This window comes from Parabacteroides sp. AF14-59, assembly GCF_003479515.1.
Lineage (GTDB): Bacteria > Bacteroidota > Bacteroidia > Bacteroidales > Tannerellaceae > Parabacteroides > Parabacteroides faecis.
On sequence record NZ_QUHH01000032.1, the window covers coordinates 1 to 26562 of the forward strand.

Sequence of the window (26562 nt, forward strand, 5' to 3'; positions counted from 1 at the left end):
CCCTCATCAAAACCTTTTGTCTCTTGCTGACATTGCAAATATAGATACAAAAATAATGTGAGTATCAAATAAAGCGATAATAAAAGTTAAAACGATCAAAATAGTTGCTGAAAATATCAAATAATACAATGTGATTCTCTCAAAACGTGTGTATGTCTCTCATATTATACCTGTGGAAACAACAGGGATGAAATCTCTTTATGTTCTTATTTGATAGAAATACATAGTTTTTGTGATATGAATACGCCTGTGTGAAATTTTATGTATGGAGGTTCAGGTGTAGTGGCGATTTGCGTAAAAGATGCGAAAAAAATATGATAATCATGTCTTATTTCGTAAATAAACTGTTTCCAATGTTCTCCAAACGAAAATTTATTAGCATCTTTGCATAGATGATTATGTGCAATTATGGGAGAACACTTGATTGTTGATTGACAGTATATTCGGGAGAAAAATTATCTTAAGAACTAAAATATATATCATTATGTGTACTAGAGCTCTGTTCAGGAAATGGTTCATCTTTCTTGTTTGCTTTGTTTTTTGCGGTCGACAGGCTTTTGCTGCAGGGGATTCTGTCAATCCTTTGGAAATAACCGTTCTTATTGTTGTCCTTATTCTTGTTCTACTATTCGTTCCTGCTGCTTTCTATTTAAGAAAGATGTATACCGGATTTACAGGTCAGTCTCAGAAAATCGTAAAGGAAAATGAGTTGCTGGCACTCAAACAAAATGAGGCGGACCGGAAATATAATGAGTTGGAAGCCGCGAAGAGAGAATTGGAAGAGCAAAAAGAAGCTGTAGAGTCAAAAGCCATCGAGCTCGAATCCCAAAAGAATGAGTTAGAATCCCAATATGATGCACTGGCGGCGGCCAATGAGGAATTAGCTAAGAAATGTGCTACCCAGGAAACGGCTATTTCCACTCTGAACAGTAATAAAAAGGATCTGGAGCAATTGCTCGTTACCAAGATAAAAGAAAGTGATGCCTTGCAGCGTGAGGTTGCCGATAAACTTTCAGAAGCCGAATCCCGATTGAAAGATGCCGAATTGATCCATGATAATTTCTTTATCGAGACAATCCATGAGATGCGTACTCCTCTTTCCCTTGTATTAGGTTCGCTGTCATTAGTCGTACAGAATAAAGACGATAGCCGTGACATGTCTACCCAGTTACTTTCGGCCTATCGTAACACATTAGCTTTGCAGGACCTTGCCGACCAGCTGATCGGGACACGCCGCGCCAACGATGTCGCCAACTATTTGCGTATAGCCCGTTATGACCTGATAGAGATATCCCGTCAGATTTGCGACCTGTTCGTCGACTGGGTGGCCATGAACAATGTCGATTTCCAGGTGAATACCCAGACCTCTATGTTATGGATCTGGCTGGATCGTCGCAAAATGGAATATGCATTACGTACATTATTATCTAATGCATTCAAAAATACATTTGTTTACGGCAAGGTTACGCTGGATATTTCGGTAGTCAGGAAAGACGGCAAAGCCTATTGTGCCATATCGGTACAGGATGAAGGGTTGAATGAAAACGAAAGTACCCGCCGTGGTTTGCGACAGGTACATGATATGACGGACGATATTGGCGGATTCTATAGTAATGAAACGACAACATCGGGTACTACCTATACATTATTAATACCGCTAGGCAAACAGCACTTGTTGGAGCGTCGTGTGGAATTTGTAGAACCGGAAGCCGACCTTGTCAAGCTGAATGATCGTCAGAAGGAAGAAATTGCAGAATTTATCCAGATCGTTCCGCAAAAAAGGACAACCGGCAAGAAAATCTTGGTCATCGACGATAGTGACCAGATCCGTTGGTTCCTGAAGCATGTCTTTGCAAAGGAATATGAAATACTGGAGGCACGTAATGGCGAGGAAGGTCTGAATGTCGCTTTTGCAACCAATCCCGACCTGATCCTTTGCGATGTGATGATGCCGGTCAAAGACGGTTTCGAGACCTGTAAGGAATTGAAGGCTGATCCGCGAACATCCCAGACTCCGGTCGTTATGCTGACAGCAAAGGTGGAGAGCGAAGATATTATTGTCGGTCTCGAAGCGGGTGCGGACGATTATATCACCAAGCCGTTCGATATTGAAATTTTGCGTAGCAAATTGAACAACCTGGTAAAGCGTCGTGAGCAATTGAAGCAATACTTTACCAAGACGCTTGCCGGAACAGTTTCGCAGGAAACGGATGAAAATGAATCGAACATACCGAGCAATCCGTTCATGGATCTGGTAGTGAAGAATATCGAAATGCATTTGGACGATTCTACTTTTGAGGCGAAAGTGCTTGCAGACTCACTGAATATGAGTTTGCCGACGTTGTATCGTAAAATCAAGCAGTTCTCCGATTGTAGTATCCTGGAACTGACCCGTACGATTCGTCTGAAAAAGGCTGCCGAATTGATCCAAACACAGCAGTATTCGGTACAGGAAGTGGCCGAAATGGTAGGCTTCAATGATACCGCCACATTCCGTAAACGTTTCACGGAGCAATATGGAACAACGCCTTCTCAGTATGGGCAACCATAATTTTATAGATCATAAATAATACTGTATTAGTTAAAATGATCTGTTCTATTTGATACTAGTGATAAAAAACCGGAAATAATAATATTCCGGTGACCATTGAATCTTCTGGGACTTTTGTTTTGGAAGATTTTTTGTTACAATAGTTAATAGAGTAGGGGGGTAATACATTTCAAATAGCATTTTGATAATCGGCAAATCACTTGGTTGTTTGATATAGCCGATCGGTATGAGCTGCCGTTTACCGGAGGGCGACGGTAACCGGTAGCTTATGTAAATGACATTCAGATGTCCGTATTATTTTTGTTTTTTACCATTTATGGCTTCCAGCAAATATTTTCCGGGTTTGAATTTAACGGTTGTCCTTGCCTTGATCTCAACCGGATCACCGGTTTTGGGGTTACGTGCCATTCTGGTTGATTGTGCTCTGGGAGTCAATGTTCCGAAACCGACAATGACGATTTCTTCCTTTTGGCACATCTTTTCTGTAACGATCTCCATGTAGGATTCCAGCACTTTCTTCGTTTTTTGCTTGTTCAATCCGGATTTCTCCGCTAATGCTACAATGAGCTCTGCTCTGTTCATGGGTATTTTGTTTTAATGATTAATAATTCTGCAAAGCTAATGAAAACAAGCCGTATAATTAAATAGTTCCGGTAAAAAAAATTATAGATGTTTTTGACAAAATGATATTTAGTGTGTCTTGTAGGTGGATTGTACGGAGTGTAGCACGATATTGATTGCTTGCAGGCGATTGTAATAAGGTTTTGTATATCCGGTGTGTACCGTATATCGCGTGATAAGCATCATAATATTTCCGTATAGACTGTAATTCTTGTTGTAATGCTCGTTTTGGTGTCTTTTCGTATGAATTTTGATAGTTGACTGCGGGTGAATTATTTTTGTGCTTCTGGAAGGAAAATATGTTCCATAACACGTAATATAGCGCTTGGAAAATTCAAAAAATGGGATTATTCTTCTGTAATTAACAAAAAATTACTTTAAAACGAAGTATAATTTTGCCGCAGTCAAATTTTGTTTCGTTTTAAACAGATTTGAAATTCGTTTTAAATGAACTTTTTTTTGTTTGCAGAGAATTCAAAAGTTGGTTGTTATCGGATATTGTGTTAATAAATGTGTATTTTGTTTTTCTGAAAGGGAGAGATATGGTAATTTGGATGTTACTGAATTTGCTATATCTTTATCATAAAGTTGGAAAATGTACTTTTGTTACTGCAAAATGGTATTAAAGTCGTTGGATAATACCGAACCTATCTGTATTTACATTGGCATATTCCTTCATTATTCTTATCTTTGGTATTGGTACTTAAAAACGACGGAAATATGGAAACAATGCCGATCAGAAAACTCCTGGTAGGGATACAGGATTTTACAAAATTGCGTGAAGAAAATTTTTTGTATGTTGATAAAACGGCTTTGGTCTATCGAATGGCTATTTCCGGAAATCCTATATTCCTGTGCCACCCGCGCCGTTTTGGCAAAAGCCTGCTGCTTTCGACGCTCGAAGCTTATTTCCTCGGACGAAAAGAGGTTTTCAAGGGACTCGCTATCGAGCAGTTGGAAAAGGATTGGAAAGTATATCCGGTGCTTCATCTGAGTCTGAATGCCCAGTATTATGAGAATAAACGGAGTCTCGAACAAGTGTTTGAAGCTCATTTTATTGAATGGGAAAAGCAATACGGTAAAACAGATAAAGAAGTGGGCTATGCCGGACGTTTCATGCAAATCATCCGGCAAGCCTGTGAGAAAACTGGGGAGAAAGTGGTCGTCCTGATCGACGAATACGAAAAAATGCTGTTACGCTCCTTATTTAACGACGATTTGCACGATCTTTACCGAGAAATGCTGACCGGTTTCTATACGGTATTGAAAGATGCCGACTGTTATCTGCGTTTTGTGTTTATCACCGGTGTAACGAAGTTCTCACAGTTGGGAGTCTTCAGTAACCTGAATCAACTGATGGACATTAGCATGAATGGAAAGCCGTTGACAGATGACAGGTGTCAACTTCAGAAATGAAACAAAAAATCAGCAAAGCTTTCCGGAAAAGCGAAACTTTGCTGATTTATATAGTTATGGATTATAATTCGTTTATCTCTTCTATGGACAGACTGGTCATTGGGCTATCGTTTCGATGCAGATTCCCAGCTTTCCCTTCGATCCAGCCGGTTTTGATCACGCTACGCTGATCACGCAGAACTTCCATATACTGTTGCCAGTCTTTCTCATTTAAAATCAATTTATTTCTTCGGCTGCTAAAAATTCCTCTTCCTTCCACCCTCAAAAGATATTTTTACCCCTTTTTTGAGAGTATTGCAATTGTGCTAAAAAGCCTCAAAAGACCCGTTGAAAAACATTTAGAGTTTTACCGCTGATAATTGAGACTGATACCTATTTAGAGTTTTTTAGGACTACTATACCTTTGCAATGTCATCGAGAAACGAATTATCGTATAGGGTAAAATGATAATCCTCTTATGGCTAAAACTAGTATTTATTAAACGTATTATATAACTTCTAAAATTTAAAAAATATGAAACTAAGAAATTTATTATTCGGTACAATGATCGCATGTGCTTTCGTTGCTTGTTCAAACGATGACGATCCTACACCGACTCCGGAAGCTAAAGGTGAAGCCTCTTTGGTTGTGTCTGTAAAGAATGGCGTTTCTGGTATAACTAAAGCAGTGACTCAGACAGCTAATGAGAAAAATATTCAATCGTTGAAAATTGTTCTTTATAATGCTACAACAAAAGCATTTCTAGCAGAAAGTTCTACGATTGCTCCTGATGATAAAGATGATCAGATTACCAACAATGAAATTAAATTTACAGGATTAAATTTAGCTGGTACTAGTGTTCAGATTTTAGCTGTAGCAAATGTTAATACTTCTTTTGCTAATACTACGAGTGATAATATAGGTGTTCTTGTGACAGATGCGACTGGCTTTACAGAAGATAACTTGCCTATGAGTAGTGGTTTGACTGCTGCTGTAACTTTAGTAGAAGGGAATAACTATTATGGTTATTCAAGTGTACCGGAAGGTTCAACAAGTCTGAGTTCTACACCCTTGCCATTGATTAGAAATGTGGCTCGCGTTGACTTAACGGATTTGAGTATTGATATGGATGCAGCAACTAAGGAAAAATATGTATCAGGAACTGCTAAATTTGAAATAACGAGTGCATTCATTTTGAATGGAAGAACAAAAACGAAAGTTGCTGATGCAGGTTCTTGGTGGAATCAAACGAATGTAGTATGGGGTAATATTGCTGCAACATATGCTGATGCCGCAACAGATTATATTTCAGGATTTGATAACTCATTTAAAAATTTCATAGGTACTAAAATTGATGCTTATTCAAAAAATATAACTGATAATAGTGAAAAAACTTATACAATAGGAAGTTCTTCTGCATTGACGGTAAGTCTTGAGGGTAATCCAATTCAGTTCTATGTTTTTGAAAATCCTCAGGAAAAAGCTGCAAGAACATTTGAATCTGATCCTGTTACAAGTGGAAAATTTGCTACAGAATTAGTTATAAAAGGATCCTTTAGCTTAGCTGATGCTAAAAAAGCAGGAAGTGATAATATCTATGCTGTAGAAAAATCAGATGCTTATTGGCCTCTTGTTATAGCTGTAGATGGTACTGTAACCCCTGATACTTACATGAATGCTATCCATCGTAATGTTGTATATCAGGTTTCTGCAACATTGGCAGGTAAAGGTTATAAAGATCCAACTACTCCGAATCCGGATCCAGTTGAAATGTTTGTCAAAACAACTGTTGTAGATTGGGCGACTGCAAATCAGTCAGTAACAATTGAATAATTTAAGTTATAATATAGAAGAGTCTTTACTTTAGGTAAGGACTCTTTTTTTGTCGGTAAACCTCGCACAATATAGGGAAAAGTATCAGTTTGAGTAAATTGATACTTTTGTCTATTAATATAGATACTTGCACCTATCTGAGAAACAAGGCTTCTTGGCTACTTTTGTAATGTGAAAATAAATGAAGCAAATGGGGTAAATAAAAAAAATATATATATCTATGGATTTCAAAAACTATTTTCTTCTCGGATTATTATTGTGCGGAATATCTGCCTGTTCGTCAGACGATCCTGCAGGGCCTGAGGAACCGGTTCTTCAGAAAGCAAAATTCGCAGTATCCGTAAAAAATGATCAGGTAGCTAAGCGTACTAAAGCAGGAAAAACTGATTATGATAAAACAGTTAATAAACTGACAGTCGGAATATTTGGCGATTCTTGGAGAACGATTTATACACAAACACCGACAACATCCGTAGATGGTCAGTTTAGTCAGATAGGTCCTCTGGAGGTTTATGCTGGTGATGCTCAGGTGGTAGTTGTAGCTAATGCGAGTGCCGAAGTTGAGGCTGCCTTAAAGAGCGCTAAAACGGTGGAAGCATTTATTGCAACTCCGATAACATTGAGCGATGAGTATTCGGAAAACGGCCTGACGATGAGTAGCCAGGTTTTTGACGATATTAAAATTATTGCTGATAAGACCAATTATTTGGGATATGCAGAGAGTAAAGGTGATTTGCCATCTGTAGATGGGCAGACTGATGGCGTTGAAATAAAAGGAGGTGGAGCTGTTAAATTAGTTCGTAATGTAGCTTCTGTATCTTTAAAATCAATTAATTTATCATCTGAAGGAAATTATGATAGTAAGTCTTTCCTTTTGAAGGAAGTTTTCGTTGCAAATGTGAAAAGCCTGTCAAAAGTTGCTTCAGTGGAAGAATGGGGTAAGATAGAAACTCCGTTTACAATAGCTGCTGATAATGATTATTTAAAATATTGGGTAGGTGAAATGTTTGAGGGAACGATGGATATGGGGACATATAAATATGGAACTCAGACTGAATCTGAAAATTTGAAAAAAGAAGAAACAGAGGATTGTTTACTAACCGACAGTTGGAGCAAAATCCCGGCATCCATTGATTATCCATTTTACGTATATGAAAATGTTAATGGAGAAACAAACAGCGCAGGTAAAAATTATACTCTGTTTGTAGTAAGAGGTGATTATACCTATACAAGTAAGGGGGGAGGAGATATAACAGATAAAGACCGATTTTATGCTGTTATCGTTAATAATCCGGCAGATATGAATGCGAGCAATTACGAAGGCGTTGGAAAGCATGATTATGTGAAACGTAATTGTAAATATGAAATAAACTTGACCATTTTAGGTCCGGGTTCTGAAGTCCCTTATGATCCGATGATTTCTACTAACCTGAGTACTGCCGTTAAGGTAGAACCCTGGAATGTAAAGAATGTCCATGAGGAAGTTGAATAAGCTAATATTTGTAATAGGGTAAATAAAATAAACTATATCAAGTAAAATTAATTGTTATGAAATGCAATGCTATAATAAGACAACTTTTATTTCCGGCGCTCTGCCTGTTGGGAATATTGGCTACCAGTTGTATCAAGGATGATTTGGACGAATGTTATAAACTTCGGTTAAAGGCAGAGAATATAAAGGGGGAAGATGTTACCGGATTGGGATATGTATCGGCTGCATCACTCTATATTTTTGATGAGAATTTGAACTATCTTGAAACTCGTGTTCTGGATAAGGATTTTATTATTTCGCATGATGAGATCGTGCTTGATAACTATCCTGCTTCCCAAAAGCTGAATATCGTGGCTTGGGGTAATGTAAATGTGTTGGGAGATAAGCAGGAAGTATCTGAAAGTAAACGAATCGAAGATCTGAAAGTGATGTTGAAAAGCCAGAATAGCCTGGCCGTATTGCCGGATAGTTTGTATTTTGGAATCCAACAGGTACAAACAAAAGCGAGTGGGGGAATTACTGAGAATAAGGAAATTGTAGTTCATCCGAAAGTCGGCTCTGTAACGATTGAAACTATAAACCTGAAATATGGTTTGAGAAGTAAAGGTATATCATCGGTTAATGAATGCGACTTTTATCTGAACCGGACATTGAACGGCTTCGATTACCAGGGAGAACAGATAGGTGATAGTGTCTATTATAATCCAGCCAGTGTTCCCAATGATAAAAATACAGGTGAGTGGAAAACTCCGAATCTGCAAACCGCTTGTCCGGGTGACGGTCTGGGAGTGTCTCTTGATATCAACGGTATTAATCTGGGTAGTGCTACGCATGACCAGGATAATAAACCGATTGCCACTAAAGCCGGTGAAAATACTCATATCGTACTTGAATTTGCAGAAGATGGAACTTTATCAGCCCGTGTACAGGTACGTCCTTGGGGAGAAGTAAACGATCATATTGAATTTTAACAGGACAGATCATGAAAATAAAACAACTAAAATCTCTTTTGTTGACGGGTGCTTGCTTATTGGCTTGTCTGGCTTGTTCAAAAGACGATGATTCTAAAATCGATACAACGGCCGATGCTAAATTGACTGTTACTATCAAAGCAGCCAGCGTGAAAACAAAGGCTTACAATCCGGACGATAAGAATGAATTGCAAGGTGAAGCTAACATAAACAATTTGGCAGTAATTGTGTTTAGTGCTGACGGTTCAGAGGTGTACGGTTCAAGATGGGAGCCGGTGCAAACCGAATATACAGCAACTTTGGCAGATGTACCTGCTAAATCGAATAATGCGCGTATCGTGATTGTTGCCAATATACCGAAAAATATAGTCGACGGCATAACCTCTTACGCAGATTTCCAATCGGTGTTGGTTGACCTGGCATCTCAATCACAGATAAGTCTGGCTATGAGTAGCCGGGTGATCGATACGGAAAAGCCGCTGATTGCAGGTGACAACTATCTAGGATATACTTCTATGGGGGATGACAATATCAACGGAATATCTTCTCCGATCTATTTAACTCGTGTCGCTTCCCGAATTGATTTGGTCACAGTAGATACTAAGTTTGCCGGAACTAAACTTGAAGGAAATTCAGTAAGACTAGAACAGGTATCAGTTATTAACCGTAAAACTCAGGCGCATTATTTTAGTGAAGTCGAATGGGGAGCAGTAGAAGTGGATGGAAACCTGGATAATTCTCCGGTTGTTTCCCTGAATTCTATGATAAACGATGCCAATTCATTGACAGGAACAAGTTATGTTACTTATGTAATGGAAAATTCAGATGCAACAACCCCGACTAGTATTCAGATCCGGGCCAGCCTGGTGAATGCTTCCGGTAACGTTGCACAGACTAAGACATTTATTTCGCCTATTAACCTGAATGGTGTAAATCAGGGATATGGTCATAACCTGATCAAGCGTAACTATGTTTACCGTGTATGGATTACCTTCGGTGAAAACAGCTTCGACCCGGAAACAACTTTGAATGTCCGTGTAGAGGTGGTTGACTGGGGAAATGTCTATCAGGATGTAGTGATCGATTAGCAATATACCAACGAATAAATAAAAAATTAAAGATATGAAACTCAAACATTTATTTTTAACCGCATTAGTAGTCGGTTCATTGGCTTCCTGCTCGAAAGATGATGACGGTCCAAATGAACCGGTCTACCAAAAAATAGATACTTATTTGACGATTTCAGCAACATCAAATAATGGTATAATTATGAAATCCGTTGTAGATGAAGGTCCTGATGAAGATGGTAAACAATTATTAGAGAATGAGTCCTTTATAAATAAATTGACAGCATATGTGTTTTATAATGAAGGAGAAAAAAAGTTAGCTGCAAAAGAAACGGCTTGGGCTAAGGATAATAAATCAGTAGATCGTATTGAAGACGTGATTGTGAAGGTTGATGCAACTGAGGCTGGAGCAATTTCTAAAACATCATTGATCGTTGTTTTATTAGCAAATGTAGATTTAGCGGAAGAACCAGCTTCTTATTCAGATCTGGAAAAGGGAATAATATTTGGTATTGATAAATATAGCGTTGAAGGTTTAGCCAGTACAGGCCTAAGTTATTTACCTATGAGTAGTAAAGTCATAGAGATTGGAGCAAATACATTGGCTGCAGGAACTGCCTATGATAACTGGATAACTTTGGATAATAGTAAAACTAAAGTTATAAATACTACACAGAAGGATAAAAATACAGACGCTTTGCCTATTTTGATACCAAATAATGGCTCAGTAAAAGATGTTACTTCTAATAGTGATTTAACAGTTTCAAAAATAGGTGAGAATGCAAAAATAACTTTAACTCGTTATGTGGCTCGCGTCCAGTTAGAGGGATTAGATTGTAATTTTACAGGTAATTATGAGAATGCAACTTTTACTGTAAAAACAGTTTCAATTGCAAATGCAAGTAATAGTTCTAAATTATTCGGAGAAGGTAATTTTGCTCTGCAAAATGTATTAGGTAAAACTGATGTTACCGGAGTCTATGATCAGGTAGATGCTTTCTTTCGTGGATACCCGACAACTATTGATCGTGTAGACTATTATTTGGCTGCTGGGACACAAAAAGATGTGTTGAAGAAAGAATATGAAAATGGTCTTGTTATAAAAAAAGGTACTTCTGTATTATTTAAAGGGGCAGAGAATGCAGGTGAAGGTGCACCTGAAATGGCCAGATTTTATGTTTTTGAATTTCAAAAATTTGCTATAGGTCAGGATTCAGAAGCAAAAGAAGGGGATAAATTAGGTACAAATAGTACAAAAGAGATTTATACTACATTGATTATTACCGGTGAATGGGAGAATGGTGCAATAAAAGGTATCCGTAATTTCAGAATTCCTATTAAATCGACTGATGGGGCTGAGGGAGAAGGTGTAATGCGTAATAATGTATATAAAGTATCGGCCACCCTAACGGGTGAAGGTACTGACAACCCGGATAAGAATATGTTGAATGCTTGTTTAAGTTTTAGCATTAAAGTGTTGCCTTGGAATGTTATCAAGCAAGAAGAAGATGATATAAATTGATATAATTATACTGGATCTTTTTTAGCATCCTGGATAAACTGGAGTATATGTTTTTATATACTCCGGTTTATTGGTTTAAGTAGGTTTATTTTAGGAATATAATTCTGTATACCACGAAAGCGGTTATAAGTTTCAAAATAACAGGTGTATCTCTCAATACTGAAAATTCTCACTTTTCGAAATAAATACCCACCAATAAAGGTCGATTCTGTGTAAATATTGGCATTCCTCTCGTATAGAAAAGGTGCCCCTATCAATTTGAAGGTGTGGCATTTTTACCCCTTAATCTTGAAAGTTTCGCCTATCGCCATGTCTTCAAATACCCTATACTTTTGCAGTGTAAGTCAAACGAAATAGAAACTTAAGTGTAGGGTTATGAAACTAATAAATATTTTTTCAATTTTATGTCTTCTGTTTATAACAGCATCTTGTTCTATGGAAGACGATTGGTTAGATGGGATAGATACTTCGGATAATAATGAAACAAAGACAGAAGCTTATTCATATGCAGAGTTCGAGTTTGCATTGACTACAAGTGCTGCTGTTCAAACAAGATCAAGTGTAAGTGCAGATGGAGAAGAAATCCCCGATAAGTATGTAAATACAACAGAAGGTTCAATTTCCAGTTGCTATATAGCAGTTCTTGATAAAGATGGGAATGTGGTAGCTTCTGATTTTTATAGTACCTATAATACTGACAAAAATTCAAAAGATTATGATTTTGGATATAAAAAAGATGGCGCACAAATTGTGAAAAAACATATGACAATTAAAGTTCACAATGGTGAAACCCCTGAATTAACATTCTTTGCAGTCGCAAATTTGCAAGCCAAACTTGACGGTATAGATCTTCAAACTCAACCTGTTGTTTCGGATGCCGATGGATTTATAGATTGTAAATCATTGACAGAAATACAAAATAAATTAATAGGAAAAAGTCATATCAATATTTTCGTGAAGAAGGGCTCTTATAAGTTACTTGATAGTCATAAACTAGTATTAAAAGAAAGTGCTTTAACACATAGTGATGAATTGTGCAATAAGATTGTGATTCCGGTATCGCAAGTTACTGCTGCTGTTCAGTTACAAGAGTTTAAGATTAGAAATCCGAAAGGTGAAGTAAATGATGCATTAAAAAATATTGTAAGTGTTGAATTGATAAACCTTAAGAATAAAACTTATTTGAACCAAGGAAAATCTGTTAATGATGATAAAGACAATTTTGATTCTGTAGGAGCTCTTAAAGTTGGTGATGATAATACTTTCGATGGGTCTTATGTCCTTCCCGATTATTTAGAAGAAGGCAAAACAAATCCTAAATACAATAGTGTTCCAGAGATACGTTTTTATACTTATAGAAATGAAACGACGGATGATGATAAAAAGACGGCTTTAAAAATTGTTTATACTTTAGAAAAAGGTGGAGCAGAATATACAAAGATTATCAAGATAAAATCTCCGAAAGAAGATGACGGTTTTGCTGAAAAAGTAGAAGCTGGTAAATTATATAAGCTGTATGTAACGGTTTCTGAAATCTCCGGTGATAATGTTGAATATGTTGTAAATGATTGGATTCCGAATACAATTGATTTGGGTGAAATCAACGGTTCTAAAAATTAATAATAACAAGGGTAAAATTTAATATTATGAATATAAGAGAAATATTAGGCTTAATCTTGCTGTTTATATTTGTTGCCTCTTGTAGTGAAGAGTCTCCAATAGACGAACATCCGTATGAAACTGGCACATTCACGCTTCGTTTTACAATGAATGATGGGGTGAATACAAAAGCAACAGCAGAGATTTCTGGTGCAAATGAAGTACCGGGACATGCAGATGGATATAGTTATTCAACAGAATCAGAATTGAAAGTGAATAACTGTTTTATCGCTGTTTTTGCAAAAGGAGACGATGACGCATGGAGTAAAAAAATATGTGCAAATCTCCATACTGGTATTAATTCTCAGAGTGGTTCTTTTACCATCCCGGGTTTAACGCTTCCAATCAAGACTGATTTAATGGTGATCGCTATTGCTAATTGTCCGACAGATGGAAGCCTGACTTCATCAAACGATTCCGATATGAAGAATTGGAGTTATTCGGATTGGAAATCAGCTTCTGTTTTAAGTAAAGAAAGATTTGATACAGAGCATACTTATTATACATTTAATCCTGAATCATTAATAAAGCAAGGAGAATGTGAAATGAAATTTAATGCATCCGGGAATTTGATTGATGCAAACGATCTAGTAAAAGAAGGCGTTTCTCCGGTTGTTCCTTTATCACAATTGGCAGCAAAGGTTCGTTTAAACCTAAGTGTTTCTGATAAAATGTATTTTAAAATGACTGATGGAATACAAAAGGATAAATCTAAATACGGAGTAAGTATTAGTAAGATAAAACTTTATTCAGGTATTTGGGAGTATAAAGTCGGTAATTCTGATTCGTTTTTTGATGCATATTATAAGAAAGCATCTGGTTCTTCCGTTCAGAAAGTAGATGATATTGTTTTTTATACTTATGAGCAACCTCATTATGATGATGATAAATCAGGGTTAACCGTTCAGATGACAGGGCAGATGAGTAAAGCACAGGATGGATCATTTTCTGTAGAGAATACTTATACTTTATATATAAATCCAGCTATAACAAAAGGCCTTGTACGTGGAAATTATTATGAGGTAACAGGTACATTAAAAATGGATCAAAGTGTTATTACGAATTTGAACTATGAGGTGGTCTCATGGAATGAAAAAACGGTGAATATTCCATCTTTTGATTAAACAGACTTAAAATATACGAAATATGAAACTATACAATAATATATTAGTGCTTTTACTCGGATTGTTTCTGTTAAACTCTTGTGTTGATGAAACGATTGTTAAAAAGGGTAAGGAAGTGATAGAAGGTATTCCTGTAACGGCTAAATTATCGTTTGTTGCTGAAGGTGTTGCTGAAAAAGTAGTTACCAAAGGTGCTGTTTCTACCAATGCAGAGTATAAAGTTTATGATCTGTATGTATTTGTGTTTCATTCGGACGGAACATTCGAAAAATCATTTTCGTTTGCGTATGGAGACTTGCAAAATGTAACAGAGAAAAATGATGATAATAACCAGGCAACAACTGGTACAATCTCTTTAGACGGGATTATATCGGAGAATAATAAAAAGATATTTGCTATTGCTAACTTGTTTGGTGCTAAGGCCTATGAAGCTTCTAAAGTATTTGGGGAGTTGCAGTCGGTAGATGATTTAAAGGAGTTGTCTGCAGCTTTGACTGATAAAAATGCTCCGGTAGATCGTGGAAGTGGGCGTTTTTTGATGAGTGGATCTTTTGCTCAAAATGGTAAAGATGTGGGTTCTCTTACCGGAGGAACAGTTTCTATTGATGTGGATGGTCGGCCGACTACAGAAGGTAAAATTTATTTAGCCAGAATGGATTCACGTATTAAGTTTAATGTAAAAGTTAGCGAAGCAGATGGGTTGAAGAAAACATTTACTCCCAAAGGATACCGTGTATTGAATGTCCCGGTTACTTCGTATGTCTTTGAAAGGAATTATTCAGATAATGAAGGGAGTACACATGACAGTGCAGGAGATGAAACCAGTAGTCCTGGTGATTTTTACTCAGATACAGAAGCTTCCAAAGATGATCCATATGAAAATTTTGATCAGACCTTGCAAGATGGTGAGGATAATATAATTGGCGGAGACTTTGTTTTTTATATGTTTGAAAACCGTAAGCGAGCATTGAATAAAATAACTGATTACAATGAAAGAGAAAGACAGCAAAAAGACGGTAGTGGAAAGAATGGCGATTATGTAAATGCTCATAAATATGCTACGTATGTAGAGATGATAGGTTCCTATTACGAACAATATCTAGGAGATGATGGAACTTTGAAAGAAAAAACGGCGGAAGTGAAATATACAATTCATTTGGGTTTCCTGGGAGATAAAGCCGACGATTTCAAGAGCGAAAGAAATTGTTCCTATACCTATAATGTAACAGTAAAGGGAGTAGATAATATCGAATTAGAAGTTGAATCTTCTAATGATGAAACACCGGATGATGTAATAGAAAAACAACCTGGTGCTGAAGGCGATGTTGTAAAATCAGATCAATTCTATTTTGTAGATGCGCACTATACTACACATACGATTGTTTTTAATAAAGGAAATGTTTCTGCTGATGCTTCTTTCCGAGTAAAAACACCTTTTGATAAAGATGGAAGAGGCGATAAAGCAATAGATTACAAGTGGGTTTGGTTTGTGCAGAATTCTAAAGAAAAAAGTGGTGGCGGAAGTGTCAATAAGTATACGTATAGTGAAAAAAAATACAAGGGACTTTACGATGATAAAATAAAAAATGTTTATCCTGCTTGTAGAGTTCTAGATCTATCTTATTCTGCTTTAGATGATTATGATGAGGGAATTAAAGTTCCAGTCTCAAAAGAAACTAATTTTAGAGTAAATGCAACCACTATAAAATGGGGAGTTTGGTCTGGTTGGTATTATGAGAAATGTGGTATAACTCAGACTTCAATTCAAACAAAATATACTTACAATAAAGATTTTACGGAGTTTCCTTCGGATAATAGTAAGCGTCTTGATATTAAAACATTGATCCAGAAACTAAAGGATGACAAGAACAAAGATGTTGATGAAAATTCAATATATGATTCAGATGGTAATGCCGTATTTACTGTTTTTGTCGATGAATATTATTATGATGCTGATCCTACGGGAAAAACTACTGGTTCTCCTCATTGGAGTAAGTTTGTAAATAAGGAAAACCGTGAAATGCATATTCTTTGCGATACGGAATATAGTAAAGATGAAGAAAGTAGTTTGACTAAATCAAACTTCTTAATAAGCCAGAAATCTATTAAAACGTTTTATAATGACAACGCTTCTACAGGTTGGGGGGTTGAGTCTGTAAATGAATGTGCTTATGCTAGTGCAAAAGTGGATAATAAAACGTATTTGAATGGAAGATTGCCCATTGAAAAACAGGACGTGTTGATGTCGGAGTCAAAAGATAATGGGCGATATAATATGTTCAAGAATATAGGCTACAAAGCCGATGCGAGTTGGTGGAATTATATTGTATCGGCAACCAATCAATTGAAGAAGAAAGATAATGTAGCTCTTTTGCAGCAAGCTTGTCTTCAGCGAAATCGTGACTTAAACGGAGATGGTAAAATTCAGCATGATGAAGTACGCTGGTACTTACCTGCAATAAATCAAATGACAGGCTTATTCTTAGGGAAAGATGCGCTCCCTGTGGATGTTCAATTATTACCTAATGGTGAAACTGTGACGCGAGATGAAAATGACAATTATAGTAACAATTATAATTATCGTGATTATCATTTTACCAATAGTAATAATATTCAGTTTTGGGCAGAAGAAGGTGCTGCTACTGGTTCTAATGAAATGAATAACGGATATTGGAATTATCGTTGTGTCCGTAATTTGGGGATTAATTATAATAATCATAAAGAAGAACCGACACAGGCAGATGAAGTAATCAAGTATGTTTCTAAGGAGACGGCTACTGGAGGAGTACTTCTTGATTTGTCTAATGTTAACCCTAAAGCTTTGAGAAAAACAGATGATAAAGGACAAGAATTGGTAATTGGAGATGAATTGAGTGAGTATAATCGTCCTTATATGTCCTTCATTGTTAAGGATCAACTTACGAGTAAAAAAATAACCAGTGAAAGTATTTATGCGAATACGGTTGTATCTCCTTGTCCAAATGGGTGGCGTATTCCTAATATGCGTGAGTTGACATTGATCCAAGCTTTTAGTGGATATTCTTCAACTTCAATGATATTTTCTAATACGAAGTCCTCTTTATCTTATAAAAAAGACTTGGGTATTGTTTATAATTTGAATACTAAGGAAAATATAACCTTAAGTAAAGATACTAAGTCGGCCGAAGTTCGTTGTGTGAAAGATAAAAAATAAGAATGTAGATTTTCTGAACTAATGATATGTATTGAATATCAGTTATAAAATGGTATTATCAAATATATAGTGTAAATGTGAAATACGGGATTCAATATGAGTTCCGTATTTTTCATTTTTCCAATTTGGATATTCTATTTTCAGTATGATATCTTATTGACTAGGTCATCATTTTAATTTTGTATAATTCTGCTAATTGAAGATAGTGTCATGGAAAAACATGTGGAATAAAATTTAGATGTCCAAATTTATCAGAATTATCCCATCTCTTTTGGTTTAGGATAGCGGTCCTTTTTGTAGTTGTCACCTCCAATTAACGACATAGAAATGCAATTAAAAGAAAAAAAGTGCTGTTTCGTCACGTGAAAACACATAGGTCTTCAAGGCCGTAACCTCCCGCCGTACCTTTGTTTCATAATCATTTAAAACAAAATAGTATGGCATTAAAGTATGTAATAAAGAAAAACGTATTCGGTTTTTACCTTTTTTCAACAAAAAGTACCCGAATGTTCCTGAATAGTCCCGTATCCTTCCGCAGGGTCCCTTGACCCCTGACCGGTGTCCTATCTTTGTAACATAATCGAGAAACAAAGGTCTGACAGTGTTTGGATGAAAAAACGGTTGTGATTAGGAACATATATGGCAGTAAACTGATTTATTCCTATTTAAACCTTCTTATCCCGCACTAAACCGCTCTATCCCGTTTTCGTCGGAACAGCCTGTCGTACCTTTGTTTCGTAATCATAAAACAATAATAGTATGGCATTAAAGTATGTAGTCAAGAAAACTGTTTTCGGTTTCGATCAAACCAGGACAGAGAAATATGTAGCCCGGCCTCTGCTGGCCGGTACAGTGAAACATGCCGAACTTTGTGAGCAGGTAACCAAACGCTGTATGGGAGTCTCGGACAGTATGATAAGAATGGTTATCGACGATTTGATCGAGGTGTTGGAATGGAATCTGCTCAATCACATGTCGGTGAAGTTGGATGATTTCGGGACGTTTCGTCCGGGACTCGGATGTAAGCCTCAGAGTGAGGAAAAGGATGTGAATGCAGATGTTTTGTGCCGTCGCAAAATAATCTTTACCACAAGCGGAAATTTCAAAAGGATACTGGATAATGCAGGTGTCCGGAAGTCCGAAAAACGATGAATTTGTAGTCTCTTTTTTAATAATCATTTAATAACAAATCAGTATGGCTTTAAAGTATGTAGTTAAGAAAACTGTTTTCGGGTTTGATAAAACCAAGGCAGTGAAGTATGTAGCCCGCCCTCTGTTGGCAGGTACGGTAGATTATCCCGCTCTTTGCGACCAGGTAACCAAAGTGGGTATGGCGCCGCGTGGCGTAGTGAAAATGGTGACTGATGGTCTGATCGATGCGATCATGTGGAATCTGGAAAACCATTTGTCGGTGAAGCTGGGTGATTTCGGGACATTTCGTCCTGCTTTCGGTAGCAAGAGCCAGGATACAGAAGAGGCCGTGAATGCGGAAGCTTTGCGCCGTCGTAAAATTATCTTTACCCCGGGAGCTTATTTCAAGGGTATGTTGAACGAAGTAAGTATTCAGAAGTTCGAAATTCCCAAAACTGATGAAACCGGTGGTGGTTCAGAAGGTGGTGGCGGTTCCGATCGCCCGGAAATCGAATAGGTTCCGTTGGAGTAAGTAACAAGAATGTGTCAAAACCGGAGAATGGGTTTTTGACACATTCTTTTTTATGTGAAGTATTTACAATGCTTGTATCTCGGCTTCGGTCAGGCCTGTTGCATGGGTGATGGATGGCAGGTCCATTCCCAGGCGTTTGAGACGGACGGCTACGCTTTTGATGCCTTCGGCAAGTCCCTCGGCTTTCCCTTTCTCAATTCCTTTTTCCAGCCCTTCTTCATATTTGGTCTCCATGCAGGCATATAAATCCCTTTCTGTCGACAAACTGAGTTCGTAGGCCAGTCGTTCGTCGGGGGTCATGCGTTCGATTTCCACAATGCTTTTCAGCTTCTGGAAAATCTGCTCGTTCAGTTCCTTGGGTAATCGTTCCATGATCTCAATGTTATTTAGTACAAATAAAAATTTCTTATATAATGTATCACATTCGGAGAGTCTCAGTTTAAATTTGGGCATCTCCAGATAAATTTCCATCAGTGTATCGCTGAAAGGCTCCTTCAGTTCCCGATCCATCCGAATGATGTCCCATCGGTATTTCGCCAGATGTTTACGGTCCATGATGTAGTTTAAAAAACAAACGACATATACACGGTTCACCGCATAGTTCCAGCGAAGTCGTTTCGGCTTACTGCCGTTTCCTTCCTGCTTTTCTTTCAACAGCTTCAATTCCTGTTCCAGCTGCTCTTTGGCGTATGTCGCCTGTTGCTGGATGGCAAAAGAAGCATAATACAAAACTCTGTCGGAGAAGTATTTCTGGGAACTTTTCTGCATTTCCACGATGATCAGTTCATGTTTGTCTGTTTCGCAGAAAATGTCGAAAACGGCTTTACGATCGTTCCGGCATATCCCCAGGGCTTCTACATTTCGGAAAGTGATGTCGGTAATCGTTTCGTTCAGCAAAATGTTCAGGAACCTGATGATCATGTCTTTGTTGATCTCATTTCCGAAAATTCTTTTAAAGCCCTCATCTGTAAAGGGATTGATAAACTTCTCCTTCGGAGGGAAAAACTCTTCATTCATAGCTAAGAAAATTAAATTGGTTTTTGCCAGCTATCGCCTTGATAGCATGGCGATGCAACAAATGTATGAATTATTCGTGAAACGGATGCTATACCATGTGTGATTTATATTTATAACAGTACGACATTATTAGAATGTGATCTGTAAAAGCATATCTTTTATCGGATTTGTGACGAATGGAAGTCGGTATTTCTATCCGCAGTCGGTATTTCTATCAAAAACGGTAAATATGGTAGATTTACCCTATTAACTTGAAAGACTTGCCTATTATTGAAGATAATCGGAATAACTACTTTTGTAAACGTTGAAAATCTTTCTTTTTATGTAGATTTGCAGGGTAGAAAAAATAATAATAATAATGTATATGAAAAAAGTACTTTTCCTCTTTTTGCTTTTGGCAGGTATGACGAATGTCTATGGACAGAAGTTTGCGGTGAAGTCAAATTTACTTTATGATGCGACTGCTACCATAAACCTGGGAGTGGAAGTAGGGTTGGCTCAGAAATGGTCGTTAGACCTGTCGGGTAATTATAACGGTTGGATGCTCGGTGACGAAGCCCGTTTTAAACATTGGTTGGTTCAGCCGGAAGTGCGCTACTGGCTATGCGAAAAGTTTAACGGACATTTCTTCGGACTGCACGCACATTATGCTGATTATAATGTAGGCGGTATGAAAATTCTGGGTAGTAATATGGAAAATCATCGTTATCAGGGAAATCTCTACGGTGCCGGTTTATCTTATGGTTACCAGTGGCTGTTGAGTAGCCGGTGGAGTATGGAAGCTGTGATCGGTGTGGGTTGGGCTCATCTGGATAATGATAAATATCCATGTGCAGTATGTGGTACGATCGAAAAAAGTGGAACCAGAGACTACTTCGGTGTGACGAAAGCTGCTCTTTCTTTTATCTATTTCTTTAAATAAGCAGGACGATGAATAAGAAAATGAAAAATATATATATACTGGCAGCAGTACTGGTAGTGCTTTCTCCGGCTGCAATGGCACAGAACGGTGTACTATCGAATGCGGTGAAAGTAGTTTGTAATGATGCGGTGCAACGGGGAGATTCGCTTTACCTGGATGCGGTCATTACTTTGAATAACAGTTCCGTTAAAACATGTAAGTCGCTCGAATTGACGCCGGTGGTGGAAGTCGGTGACAAGAAAGAAGGTTTTCTCTCCGTATTGCGTAACGGCCGTATCCGTCATAAAGTATATACCCGCGAGATCAAATTGAATAACCTGGTGGAAATACCGCATTATAGTGTGGCAAAGGTGAACAAAGACCAAACGGAAGAGGTGATTCGTTACCAGGCCGCTATCGGTTGGGAAGACTGGATGAAGGATGCGAAGATTTCACTGGCAGCCGATCTTTGCGGTTGCGGACAGGAAGATGCTAATAAATTGTTGGTAACGGATCATATCCGCCGCCGTCCGGATGCACGCTATGAGGTACAACCTACGCTGGCGTATATAACACCGGTAGCAGAAACGGAAAAACACCGTGCAGAAGTGGGTACGGCTTATCTGGACTTCCAGGTGGGCAAGTCACAGATACTTCCCGATTTCCGGAATAATGCTGCAGAATTGGATAAGATCAATAGTACGATCCGTTCGGTGACGTCGGATAAAAATATTACTCCGAAAGGTATTATGCTGAAAGGATATGCTTCTCCGGAAGGCTCCTATGCTTCGAACGACCGCTTGTCTGATAACCGTGTGAAAGCGTTGCGGGATTATATTCGTTCAAAAAATGATTTCCCGCAGAGTTTCTTTACATTAGAAAATGAGCCGGAAGATTGGGCTGGTTTCAAGGCACAGGTTGTGGCTGATTCGGAGGTGCCTGCACGTGATGAGGTACTCGGTATTATAGCTAGTGATCTGCAGCCTGACCAGAAAGAGGCCAAATTACGCGCTTTGAAAGGTGGATCGGCTTTCAGTTATGTATTGAAAAATATTTTCCCGTCATTGCGCCGTTCGGAATACCGTATCGACTATACGGTCCGCGAGTTCACAGTGGAAGAAGGCCGTGAGATTATCAAAACACGTCCGCAGCAGTTGAGCCTGAGCGAAATGTTTGCCGTAGCCAATAGCTATGAAACAGGAAGCAAAGAGTATAATAATGTATTTGAAATAGCTGTACGTATGTATAGCTCTGATCCGGTGGCGAATCTGAATGCTGCTAATATCTCTATAGGAAAAGGCGATTATGCCGCTGCAAAAAATTATCTGTCGAAAGCCGGTGATTCAGCGGAAGCGATCCATGCCCGTGGTGTTTTGAAATTAATTGAAGGTGATCTCGATGGAGCTGAAGTGTTGTTGAAAAAGGCAAATGATGCCGGTGTGATAGGAGCAGCTAATAATTTGAGAGAATTGCAGAAGAAAAGAGATGACAATGCTCTGTTTGATAGTTTCAACGCACATAATTGATACATACACCGTGTGAGATTGTTATAAATAGAGTCTATTTTTGCATTGGAATGATTTATGAAAAAGCATAAAAGTAATAATATGGAACATGCTGCACAAGTCGAGAACGTTTTAGTGAACGAGATCAACAACCGGAACGGAGTACATCTCTATCTGGAAGGAAACAAATGGTGCGCCTATGAACGTTCCGCTTATTATCTGGCTCAGCTGAAAGTGCCGGTTGTAATAAAGAAGGAAGTAGTTCGTGACGGATATGACGTGATTTTGTTGAAAGCTTTTTTTGAAGTGGACGACATGCGTTTGCCTCTTGCTCCGAAAACTATTTTGAAACAAGTGGCTGATGATAAACTATTATTTCAGCTGAACGATCAGATAGACGGCTTCCCGGAATGGAAAGCTTGTCAATTGAATAAATTACCAGCATAAAAGGTGAAGCCGTGAGGCTTTGGTTAAGTATACTAAGTTGTAAAATTGAGGGTGTATTAAGTCCCCGGAAGTGAGTGGTTATCCTTCCGGGGCATTTTTTTTAATTGAGAATTGAAAATTAGAGAGGGGTTTGGAAATAAACGATCAGCCGGGCATCCGGAGAAAGGGTGAGGATAAATTCCGTTCCGGTCGCTTCGTTGAGGCTGCCTTGCCACCAGGATGTCAAACGACGGTGGGTGATGGGCCAGCGGAGACCTTCGGTTGTTATTTCTCCGCAGGGATACATGGAAAAGATAGAGATTTGTTGGCCGGGTGTGCATGGCAGTGTTGCTGTTTGTAGCACGGGAACAAAACGGCCGTAATCGGAAATCATTTCTACCTGATCGAATAAAGGTGCGTAATCTGTCAGCAACGATATATTTCCCAGTGTATGGTCTTCGCGCAGCCCGGTAGCTCCCAGGATCAGTAGGTTCCGGAAGCCTGAAGAGTGGGCGAAACGTACGGCTTTAGTGAGGTCGTTTATTTCCTGGTCTTCTACCGTATGGATGCGGTCGTCATATAGTTGCAACATTGCGGGGGGGATGCTGTCGAGGTCGCCGACGATAGCTGTAGGGATCAGTCCCCGTTCATGCAGGTTCTGCACTGCCCCGTCGCATGCAATGATGGCCGGTGCGGATTTTAAAAGTTCCAACGGCCCGGCTGTTTGCGGAAAACTACCGTTAGCAACCACTATACAATCATAAGATGTTGTCATTTGTATTTATTCCTTTCTTTTTCCACGTATAATATCCGACAATAGCTAAAATGCCGTAGCAAATGTACAAAAACATAGTAGGATATAAGCCACGCAGATAATAAAGATAGACGGATACGAAATTGACGATAACCCAGAATATCCAGTGTTCGATAATACGGCGCGCCAACATCCAGGTGGCAACGATTCCGACGGAGGTGGTGAATGCATCGCCCATAGGGATCGGAGAGTCTGTGAAATTGTGGAGTATGTAATAAAGCAGAGTGTATATGGCGAGGATAGCTGATGCTATCCCCGCGAATAATGACCAGGTGATATGACGGTAGAAAATTGTGTCATCCGGGACTTTTTCTTCGGTAATATTTTTTTCTGCGCAGGTCCATTTTCTGAAACCGTAAATGCTGATGGCAACATAGTAGATATTCAGTCCCATATCGGCATATATTTTAGAGAAGAAGAAAACAAAAACGTAGACCAGTGAGGTCATAAAACCGACAATCCACATTGCTTTATGCTGTCTGATCTCCAGTAACAGGTAAAGAAAACCTGTTATGACACCAAAATATTCCAGTAGTTGCTCCATTTTTTCAGAATTTGAATGTTACTCTTGCCATGACATTTGTACCTGCCTGGGTGAAATAGCCGTCGTATTTGTGGACTTTACCTCCGCTGGTGTAGGTGGAAACCCAGGCATTTGTTTCATATTGTTCGTTAAAGAGGTTGTTGATCGTAACATCTACTCCAAGCTCTTTGATGAATTTCGGTTTGAAGACATATCCAACACGCAGGCTGTTCACAAAGTAAGGATCGATCGAACGGTCTTTGGTGGAAGTGTTGTCGATGTACTGACGGCCTACGAACTGTGAGTTGAAACTCGCGGAGAATCCTTTCAGATTGAAGTCGAACATACTGTTGGCAATGATACCGGGGGAGAAGGCTATATCTGTTGTTCCCAGGTATTCGCTAGCCTGGCCGCCGTTATCATAATCGTCCATAAAATGAGTATAGTCTTTTATTTTGTTACGGCTCAGGGTAACGTTTCCATTCCATTCCAGCCAGTGGGTGATACTTACACCTCCGGTCAGTTCGATACCCATACGATAACTGTCTTTGATATTGCTGGTCAAAGCCTCACCAATTTCGCTGATTTTGCCACTAAGGATCAACTGATTGTTATAATCCATAAAATAGAGATTGGCACCGACCCGGAAACGCTCGTTACCGAAGCTATAACCGGCTTCATAATCGTACAGGGTTTCGTGTGCGGGACGTTCATGGGGTTTGGCTTCCGTGAAATTGTCACGGTTGGGTTCCCGGTTGGCAACGGAGAAGGAGATGAAAGCATTATGGCCGTCTTTCTGGAAATTGATGCCCGCTTTCGGGTTGAAAAAATTCCAGTGCTTGTCTACATCGACGTCACCGCGGGCTTTGTCGTCACTTCCTTTAATGGTATAATAAATACCGCGGTATTGCAGGTCGAGATATCCGTTCAGATACGGGTGAAACCGGTAGTTGCCTTTTACATAAAAGTTATAGTCCAATTTGTTTCCTCTGTTACGGTAATATTCGTAGTCTGGCTGTGGAAGTGCTTCTCCGCTCTTTACCCACATGACACGGCCGAAATGGTCGCCTACATATTTGTTTACAGCCGAACCGAAACTCATCTGAAGACGTTCGGAACGGTAGTTTGCACTGTAGACAACGCCATAGAAATCATTATCCAGCCATTTACGGCGGACGAGGTCTGATTTGCGGATGGTATCGCCTTTTCCGTTTATGTATTCGGGTAATTGGTATTTTTCGAAATCTGAATCTGCTTTATAATCTTCGTAATACCCTTCCCCATGTGTATAATGGAGAGTCAGGTTCATGTTCCACAAGTCACCCAGGCGTTGGCTGGCCATCAGATGATAGTTCTGTTGCCAGTAATTGTCAGTCTGGTTGTTGTAAAACTTTTTGATTCCGTTTTCTTCGTATTCTCCGCACGGATTGTAGGTTCGGTCGCTGTTCAGAAGAGAGGAGGGAACGCCGTTCCATGCCTGATACGTCTTCTCTATATTTCCGAAAGTCAGGAAACGGACCAGCGTGTTATCTCCGTAATAAGTACTGGAACCGAAGTAAGAATGCATATTGGCTGTTGCCCGGTCGATATATCCGTCACTTTGTACATTGGAATAACGGGCATCGAACACGAAATGGTCATGGAGCAATCCGGTTCCCAGCTTCACTGAGTTTTTAACGGTTCCGAACGAACCTGCCGAAAGGGAATATTCAGCATAAGATTTCAGGTCCGGCTTCTGTGTCTGCATGGCTACGGTAGCCCCGAAGGCTGCGGCTCCGTTAGTGGATGTTCCGGCTCCGCGTTGTATCTGTATGTTGTCGACAGATGAGGCAAAGTCGGACATGTTCGCCCAAAAGACCGTATGTGATTCGGAGTCGTTGACCGGCACGCCATTTACTGTGATGTTGATACGGTTGGCGTCTGTTCCGCGGATACGGAAACCGGAATAACCGATCCCTGTCCCTGCATCTGAAGTCATGATGACAGACGGAGATTGAGAGATCAGATAGGGAATACCCTGGCCGTCGTTTTTGCGGGTGAGTTCGTTTCTGGATACTTCGCTGTAGGCTACCGGAGTCCCTTTGGCTACCCGGGTGGCTGTGACGACTACTTCGTCCAGCGACAGATCGCGTGAAATTTTTAAAGAATCGACAGGATCCGGTTGATTTTCCGCTGTGGCCCATGTGGCCAGCGAACCGGCAATAAATAATAATACACTTTTCATCCTTTTTACCTTATTGTTTAAAAACTGATAAATGAATAGGAGAGGAGTGTTGTGTGAAGAA

20 protein-coding genes and 1 pseudogene are annotated in these 26562 nt (G+C 39.0%); 15 read left to right on the plus strand and 6 right to left on the minus strand.

The annotated features are described in order from the left end of the window. Positions 1 to 484 precede the first annotated feature (484 nt). Positions 485 to 2551, plus strand: a complete 2067-nt coding sequence (locus tag DWW23_RS23585; RefSeq protein WP_122356829.1) for a response regulator — start codon at positions 485 to 487, stop codon at positions 2549 to 2551. 294 nt (positions 2552 to 2845) lie between these two features. On the opposite strand, the gene DWW23_RS23590 is transcribed toward DWW23_RS23585, so the two are convergent. Then, positions 2846 to 3133 carry an HU family DNA-binding protein gene (locus DWW23_RS23590; protein ID WP_122356831.1) on the minus strand — a complete coding sequence of 96 codons (288 nt, stop codon included), beginning with the start codon at positions 3131 to 3133 and terminating at the stop codon, positions 2846 to 2848. 759 nt (positions 3134 to 3892) lie between these two features. On the opposite strand from DWW23_RS23590, the pseudogene DWW23_RS23595 reads away from it, so the two are divergent. Then, a pseudogene (locus DWW23_RS23595) lies at positions 3893 to 4543 on the plus strand (AAA family ATPase); the annotation flags it as partial. Between the two features lie 106 nt (positions 4544 to 4649). On the opposite strand, the gene DWW23_RS26475 reads toward DWW23_RS23595, so the two are convergent. After that, complete coding sequence (locus tag DWW23_RS26475) at positions 4650 to 4808, minus strand: hypothetical protein (RefSeq protein WP_158583238.1); 159 nt, start codon at positions 4806 to 4808, stop codon at positions 4650 to 4652. A 293-nt stretch (positions 4809 to 5101) separates the two neighbouring features. Between DWW23_RS26475 and DWW23_RS23605 the strand changes: the two genes are divergently transcribed. The 10 genes from DWW23_RS23605 (at position 5102) to DWW23_RS23650 (ending at position 19076) form a co-directional block, all read left to right on the plus strand. Continuing rightward, the gene (locus DWW23_RS23605; protein WP_122356835.1) at positions 5102 to 6400 is read left to right on the plus strand and encodes a fimbrial protein; all 1299 of its coding nucleotides are present in this window, start codon (positions 5102 to 5104) and stop codon (positions 6398 to 6400) included. A gap of 220 nt (positions 6401 to 6620) precedes the next feature. After that, on the plus strand, positions 6621 to 7892 hold the full coding sequence (locus DWW23_RS23610) for a fimbrial protein (protein ID WP_122356837.1): 1272 nt from the start codon (positions 6621 to 6623) through the stop codon (positions 7890 to 7892). A 56-nt stretch (positions 7893 to 7948) separates the two neighbouring features. Continuing rightward, complete coding sequence (locus tag DWW23_RS23615) at positions 7949 to 8863, plus strand: FimB/Mfa2 family fimbrial subunit (RefSeq protein WP_122356839.1); 915 nt, start codon at positions 7949 to 7951, stop codon at positions 8861 to 8863. Positions 8864 to 8874: 11 nt separating this feature from the next. Beyond that, positions 8875 to 9951 (plus strand): fimbrial protein, encoded by a 1077-nt coding sequence (locus DWW23_RS23620; protein ID WP_122356841.1) that lies wholly within the window; start codon positions 8875 to 8877, stop codon positions 9949 to 9951. A 34-nt stretch (positions 9952 to 9985) separates the two neighbouring features. Then, complete coding sequence (locus DWW23_RS23625; RefSeq protein WP_122356843.1) at positions 9986 to 11452, plus strand: fimbrial protein; 1467 nt, start codon at positions 9986 to 9988, stop codon at positions 11450 to 11452. A gap of 435 nt (positions 11453 to 11887) precedes the next feature. Beyond that, positions 11888 to 13072 (plus strand): hypothetical protein, encoded by a 1185-nt coding sequence (locus DWW23_RS23630; protein WP_122356845.1) that lies wholly within the window; start codon positions 11888 to 11890, stop codon positions 13070 to 13072. 26 nt (positions 13073 to 13098) lie between these two features. Then, positions 13099 to 14235 carry a hypothetical protein gene (locus DWW23_RS23635; RefSeq protein ID WP_122356847.1) on the plus strand — a complete coding sequence of 379 codons (1137 nt, stop codon included), beginning with the start codon at positions 13099 to 13101 and terminating at the stop codon, positions 14233 to 14235. 22 nt (positions 14236 to 14257) lie between these two features. Then, complete coding sequence (locus DWW23_RS23640; protein ID WP_122356849.1) at positions 14258 to 17428, plus strand: DUF4906 domain-containing protein; 3171 nt, start codon at positions 14258 to 14260, stop codon at positions 17426 to 17428. A gap of 759 nt (positions 17429 to 18187) precedes the next feature. Beyond that, complete coding sequence (locus DWW23_RS23645; RefSeq protein WP_122356851.1) at positions 18188 to 18580, plus strand: HU family DNA-binding protein; 393 nt, start codon at positions 18188 to 18190, stop codon at positions 18578 to 18580. A 43-nt stretch (positions 18581 to 18623) separates the two neighbouring features. Next, positions 18624 to 19076, plus strand: a complete 453-nt coding sequence (locus DWW23_RS23650; protein ID WP_122356852.1) for a DsbA family protein — start codon at positions 18624 to 18626, stop codon at positions 19074 to 19076. A gap of 78 nt (positions 19077 to 19154) precedes the next feature. Here DWW23_RS23650 and DWW23_RS23655 read toward each other — a convergent pair whose 3' ends face one another. Next, a complete protein-coding gene (locus DWW23_RS23655) occupies positions 19155 to 20108 on the minus strand; it encodes an Rpn family recombination-promoting nuclease/putative transposase (RefSeq protein WP_122356854.1) in 954 nt (317 codons plus the stop codon). Between the two features lie 364 nt (positions 20109 to 20472). Here DWW23_RS23655 and DWW23_RS23660 point away from each other — a divergent pair, with 364 nt between their 5' ends. The 3 genes from DWW23_RS23660 to DWW23_RS23670 are packed head-to-tail and all read left to right on the plus strand — an operon-like array spanning position 20473 to position 22961. After that, a complete protein-coding gene (locus DWW23_RS23660; protein ID WP_122356914.1) occupies positions 20473 to 21030 on the plus strand; it encodes a DUF3575 domain-containing protein in 558 nt (185 codons plus the stop codon). 8 nt (positions 21031 to 21038) lie between these two features. Next, a complete protein-coding gene (locus DWW23_RS23665) occupies positions 21039 to 22535 on the plus strand; it encodes a DUF3868 domain-containing protein (protein WP_122356857.1) in 1497 nt (498 codons plus the stop codon). A gap of 57 nt (positions 22536 to 22592) precedes the next feature. Further along, entirely contained in the window at positions 22593 to 22961 is a 369-nt protein-coding gene (locus DWW23_RS23670; protein ID WP_229801087.1) for a hypothetical protein, read from the plus strand. Between the two features lie 118 nt (positions 22962 to 23079). Here DWW23_RS23670 and DWW23_RS23675 read toward each other — a convergent pair whose 3' ends face one another. From DWW23_RS23675 to DWW23_RS23685, 3 genes are read right to left on the minus strand one after another with little or no spacing between them, the layout of a single operon-like run. Next, positions 23080 to 23715 (minus strand): thiamine diphosphokinase, encoded by a 636-nt coding sequence (locus DWW23_RS23675; protein WP_122356859.1) that lies wholly within the window; start codon positions 23713 to 23715, stop codon positions 23080 to 23082. Then, positions 23699 to 24298: a nicotinamide riboside transporter PnuC gene (gene pnuC / locus DWW23_RS23680; RefSeq protein ID WP_122356861.1), complete on the minus strand. Its 600-nt coding sequence runs from the start codon at positions 24296 to 24298 to the stop codon at positions 23699 to 23701. Before pnuC ends, DWW23_RS23675 begins: the two co-directional genes overlap by 17 nt. Before the next feature lie 4 nt (positions 24299 to 24302). Further along, entirely contained in the window at positions 24303 to 26501 is a 2199-nt protein-coding gene (locus DWW23_RS23685; protein WP_122356863.1) for a TonB-dependent receptor, read from the minus strand. Positions 26502 to 26562: the final 61 nt, after the last annotated feature.

What these genes read in the sequence shown, in the direction of transcription:
- DWW23_RS23585 (WP_122356829.1), top strand. Translation starts at nt 485, where the DNA reads ATGTGTACTAGAGCTCTGTTCAGGAAATGGTTCATCTTTCTTGTTTGC.
- DWW23_RS23590 (WP_122356831.1), bottom strand. Translation starts at nt 3,133, where the DNA reads ATGAACAGAGCAGAGCTCATTGTAGCATTAGCGGAGAAATCCGGATTG.
- DWW23_RS23605 (WP_122356835.1), top strand. Translation starts at nt 5,102, where the DNA reads ATGAAACTAAGAAATTTATTATTCGGTACAATGATCGCATGTGCTTTC.
- DWW23_RS23610 (WP_122356837.1), top strand. Translation starts at nt 6,621, where the DNA reads ATGGATTTCAAAAACTATTTTCTTCTCGGATTATTATTGTGCGGAATA.
- DWW23_RS23615 (WP_122356839.1), top strand. Translation starts at nt 7,949, where the DNA reads ATGAAATGCAATGCTATAATAAGACAACTTTTATTTCCGGCGCTCTGC.
- DWW23_RS23620 (WP_122356841.1), top strand. Translation starts at nt 8,875, where the DNA reads ATGAAAATAAAACAACTAAAATCTCTTTTGTTGACGGGTGCTTGCTTA.
- DWW23_RS23625 (WP_122356843.1), top strand. Translation starts at nt 9,986, where the DNA reads ATGAAACTCAAACATTTATTTTTAACCGCATTAGTAGTCGGTTCATTG.
- DWW23_RS23630 (WP_122356845.1), top strand. Translation starts at nt 11,888, where the DNA reads ATGGAAGACGATTGGTTAGATGGGATAGATACTTCGGATAATAATGAA.
- DWW23_RS23635 (WP_122356847.1), top strand. Translation starts at nt 13,099, where the DNA reads ATGAATATAAGAGAAATATTAGGCTTAATCTTGCTGTTTATATTTGTT.
- DWW23_RS23640 (WP_122356849.1), top strand. Translation starts at nt 14,258, where the DNA reads ATGAAACTATACAATAATATATTAGTGCTTTTACTCGGATTGTTTCTG.
- DWW23_RS23645 (WP_122356851.1), top strand. Translation starts at nt 18,188, where the DNA reads ATGGCATTAAAGTATGTAGTCAAGAAAACTGTTTTCGGTTTCGATCAA.
- DWW23_RS23650 (WP_122356852.1), top strand. Translation starts at nt 18,624, where the DNA reads ATGGCTTTAAAGTATGTAGTTAAGAAAACTGTTTTCGGGTTTGATAAA.
- DWW23_RS23655 (WP_122356854.1), bottom strand. Translation starts at nt 20,108, where the DNA reads ATGAATGAAGAGTTTTTCCCTCCGAAGGAGAAGTTTATCAATCCCTTT.
- DWW23_RS23660 (WP_122356914.1), top strand. Translation starts at nt 20,473, where the DNA reads ATGAAAAAAGTACTTTTCCTCTTTTTGCTTTTGGCAGGTATGACGAAT.
- DWW23_RS23665 (WP_122356857.1), top strand. Translation starts at nt 21,039, where the DNA reads ATGAATAAGAAAATGAAAAATATATATATACTGGCAGCAGTACTGGTA.
- DWW23_RS23670 (WP_229801087.1), top strand. Translation starts at nt 22,593, where the DNA reads ATGAAAAAGCATAAAAGTAATAATATGGAACATGCTGCACAAGTCGAG.
- DWW23_RS23675 (WP_122356859.1), bottom strand. Translation starts at nt 23,715, where the DNA reads ATGACAACATCTTATGATTGTATAGTGGTTGCTAACGGTAGTTTTCCG.
- pnuC (WP_122356861.1), bottom strand. Translation starts at nt 24,298, where the DNA reads ATGGAGCAACTACTGGAATATTTTGGTGTCATAACAGGTTTTCTTTAC.
- DWW23_RS23685 (WP_122356863.1), bottom strand. Translation starts at nt 26,501, where the DNA reads ATGAAAAGTGTATTATTATTTATTGCCGGTTCGCTGGCCACATGGGCC.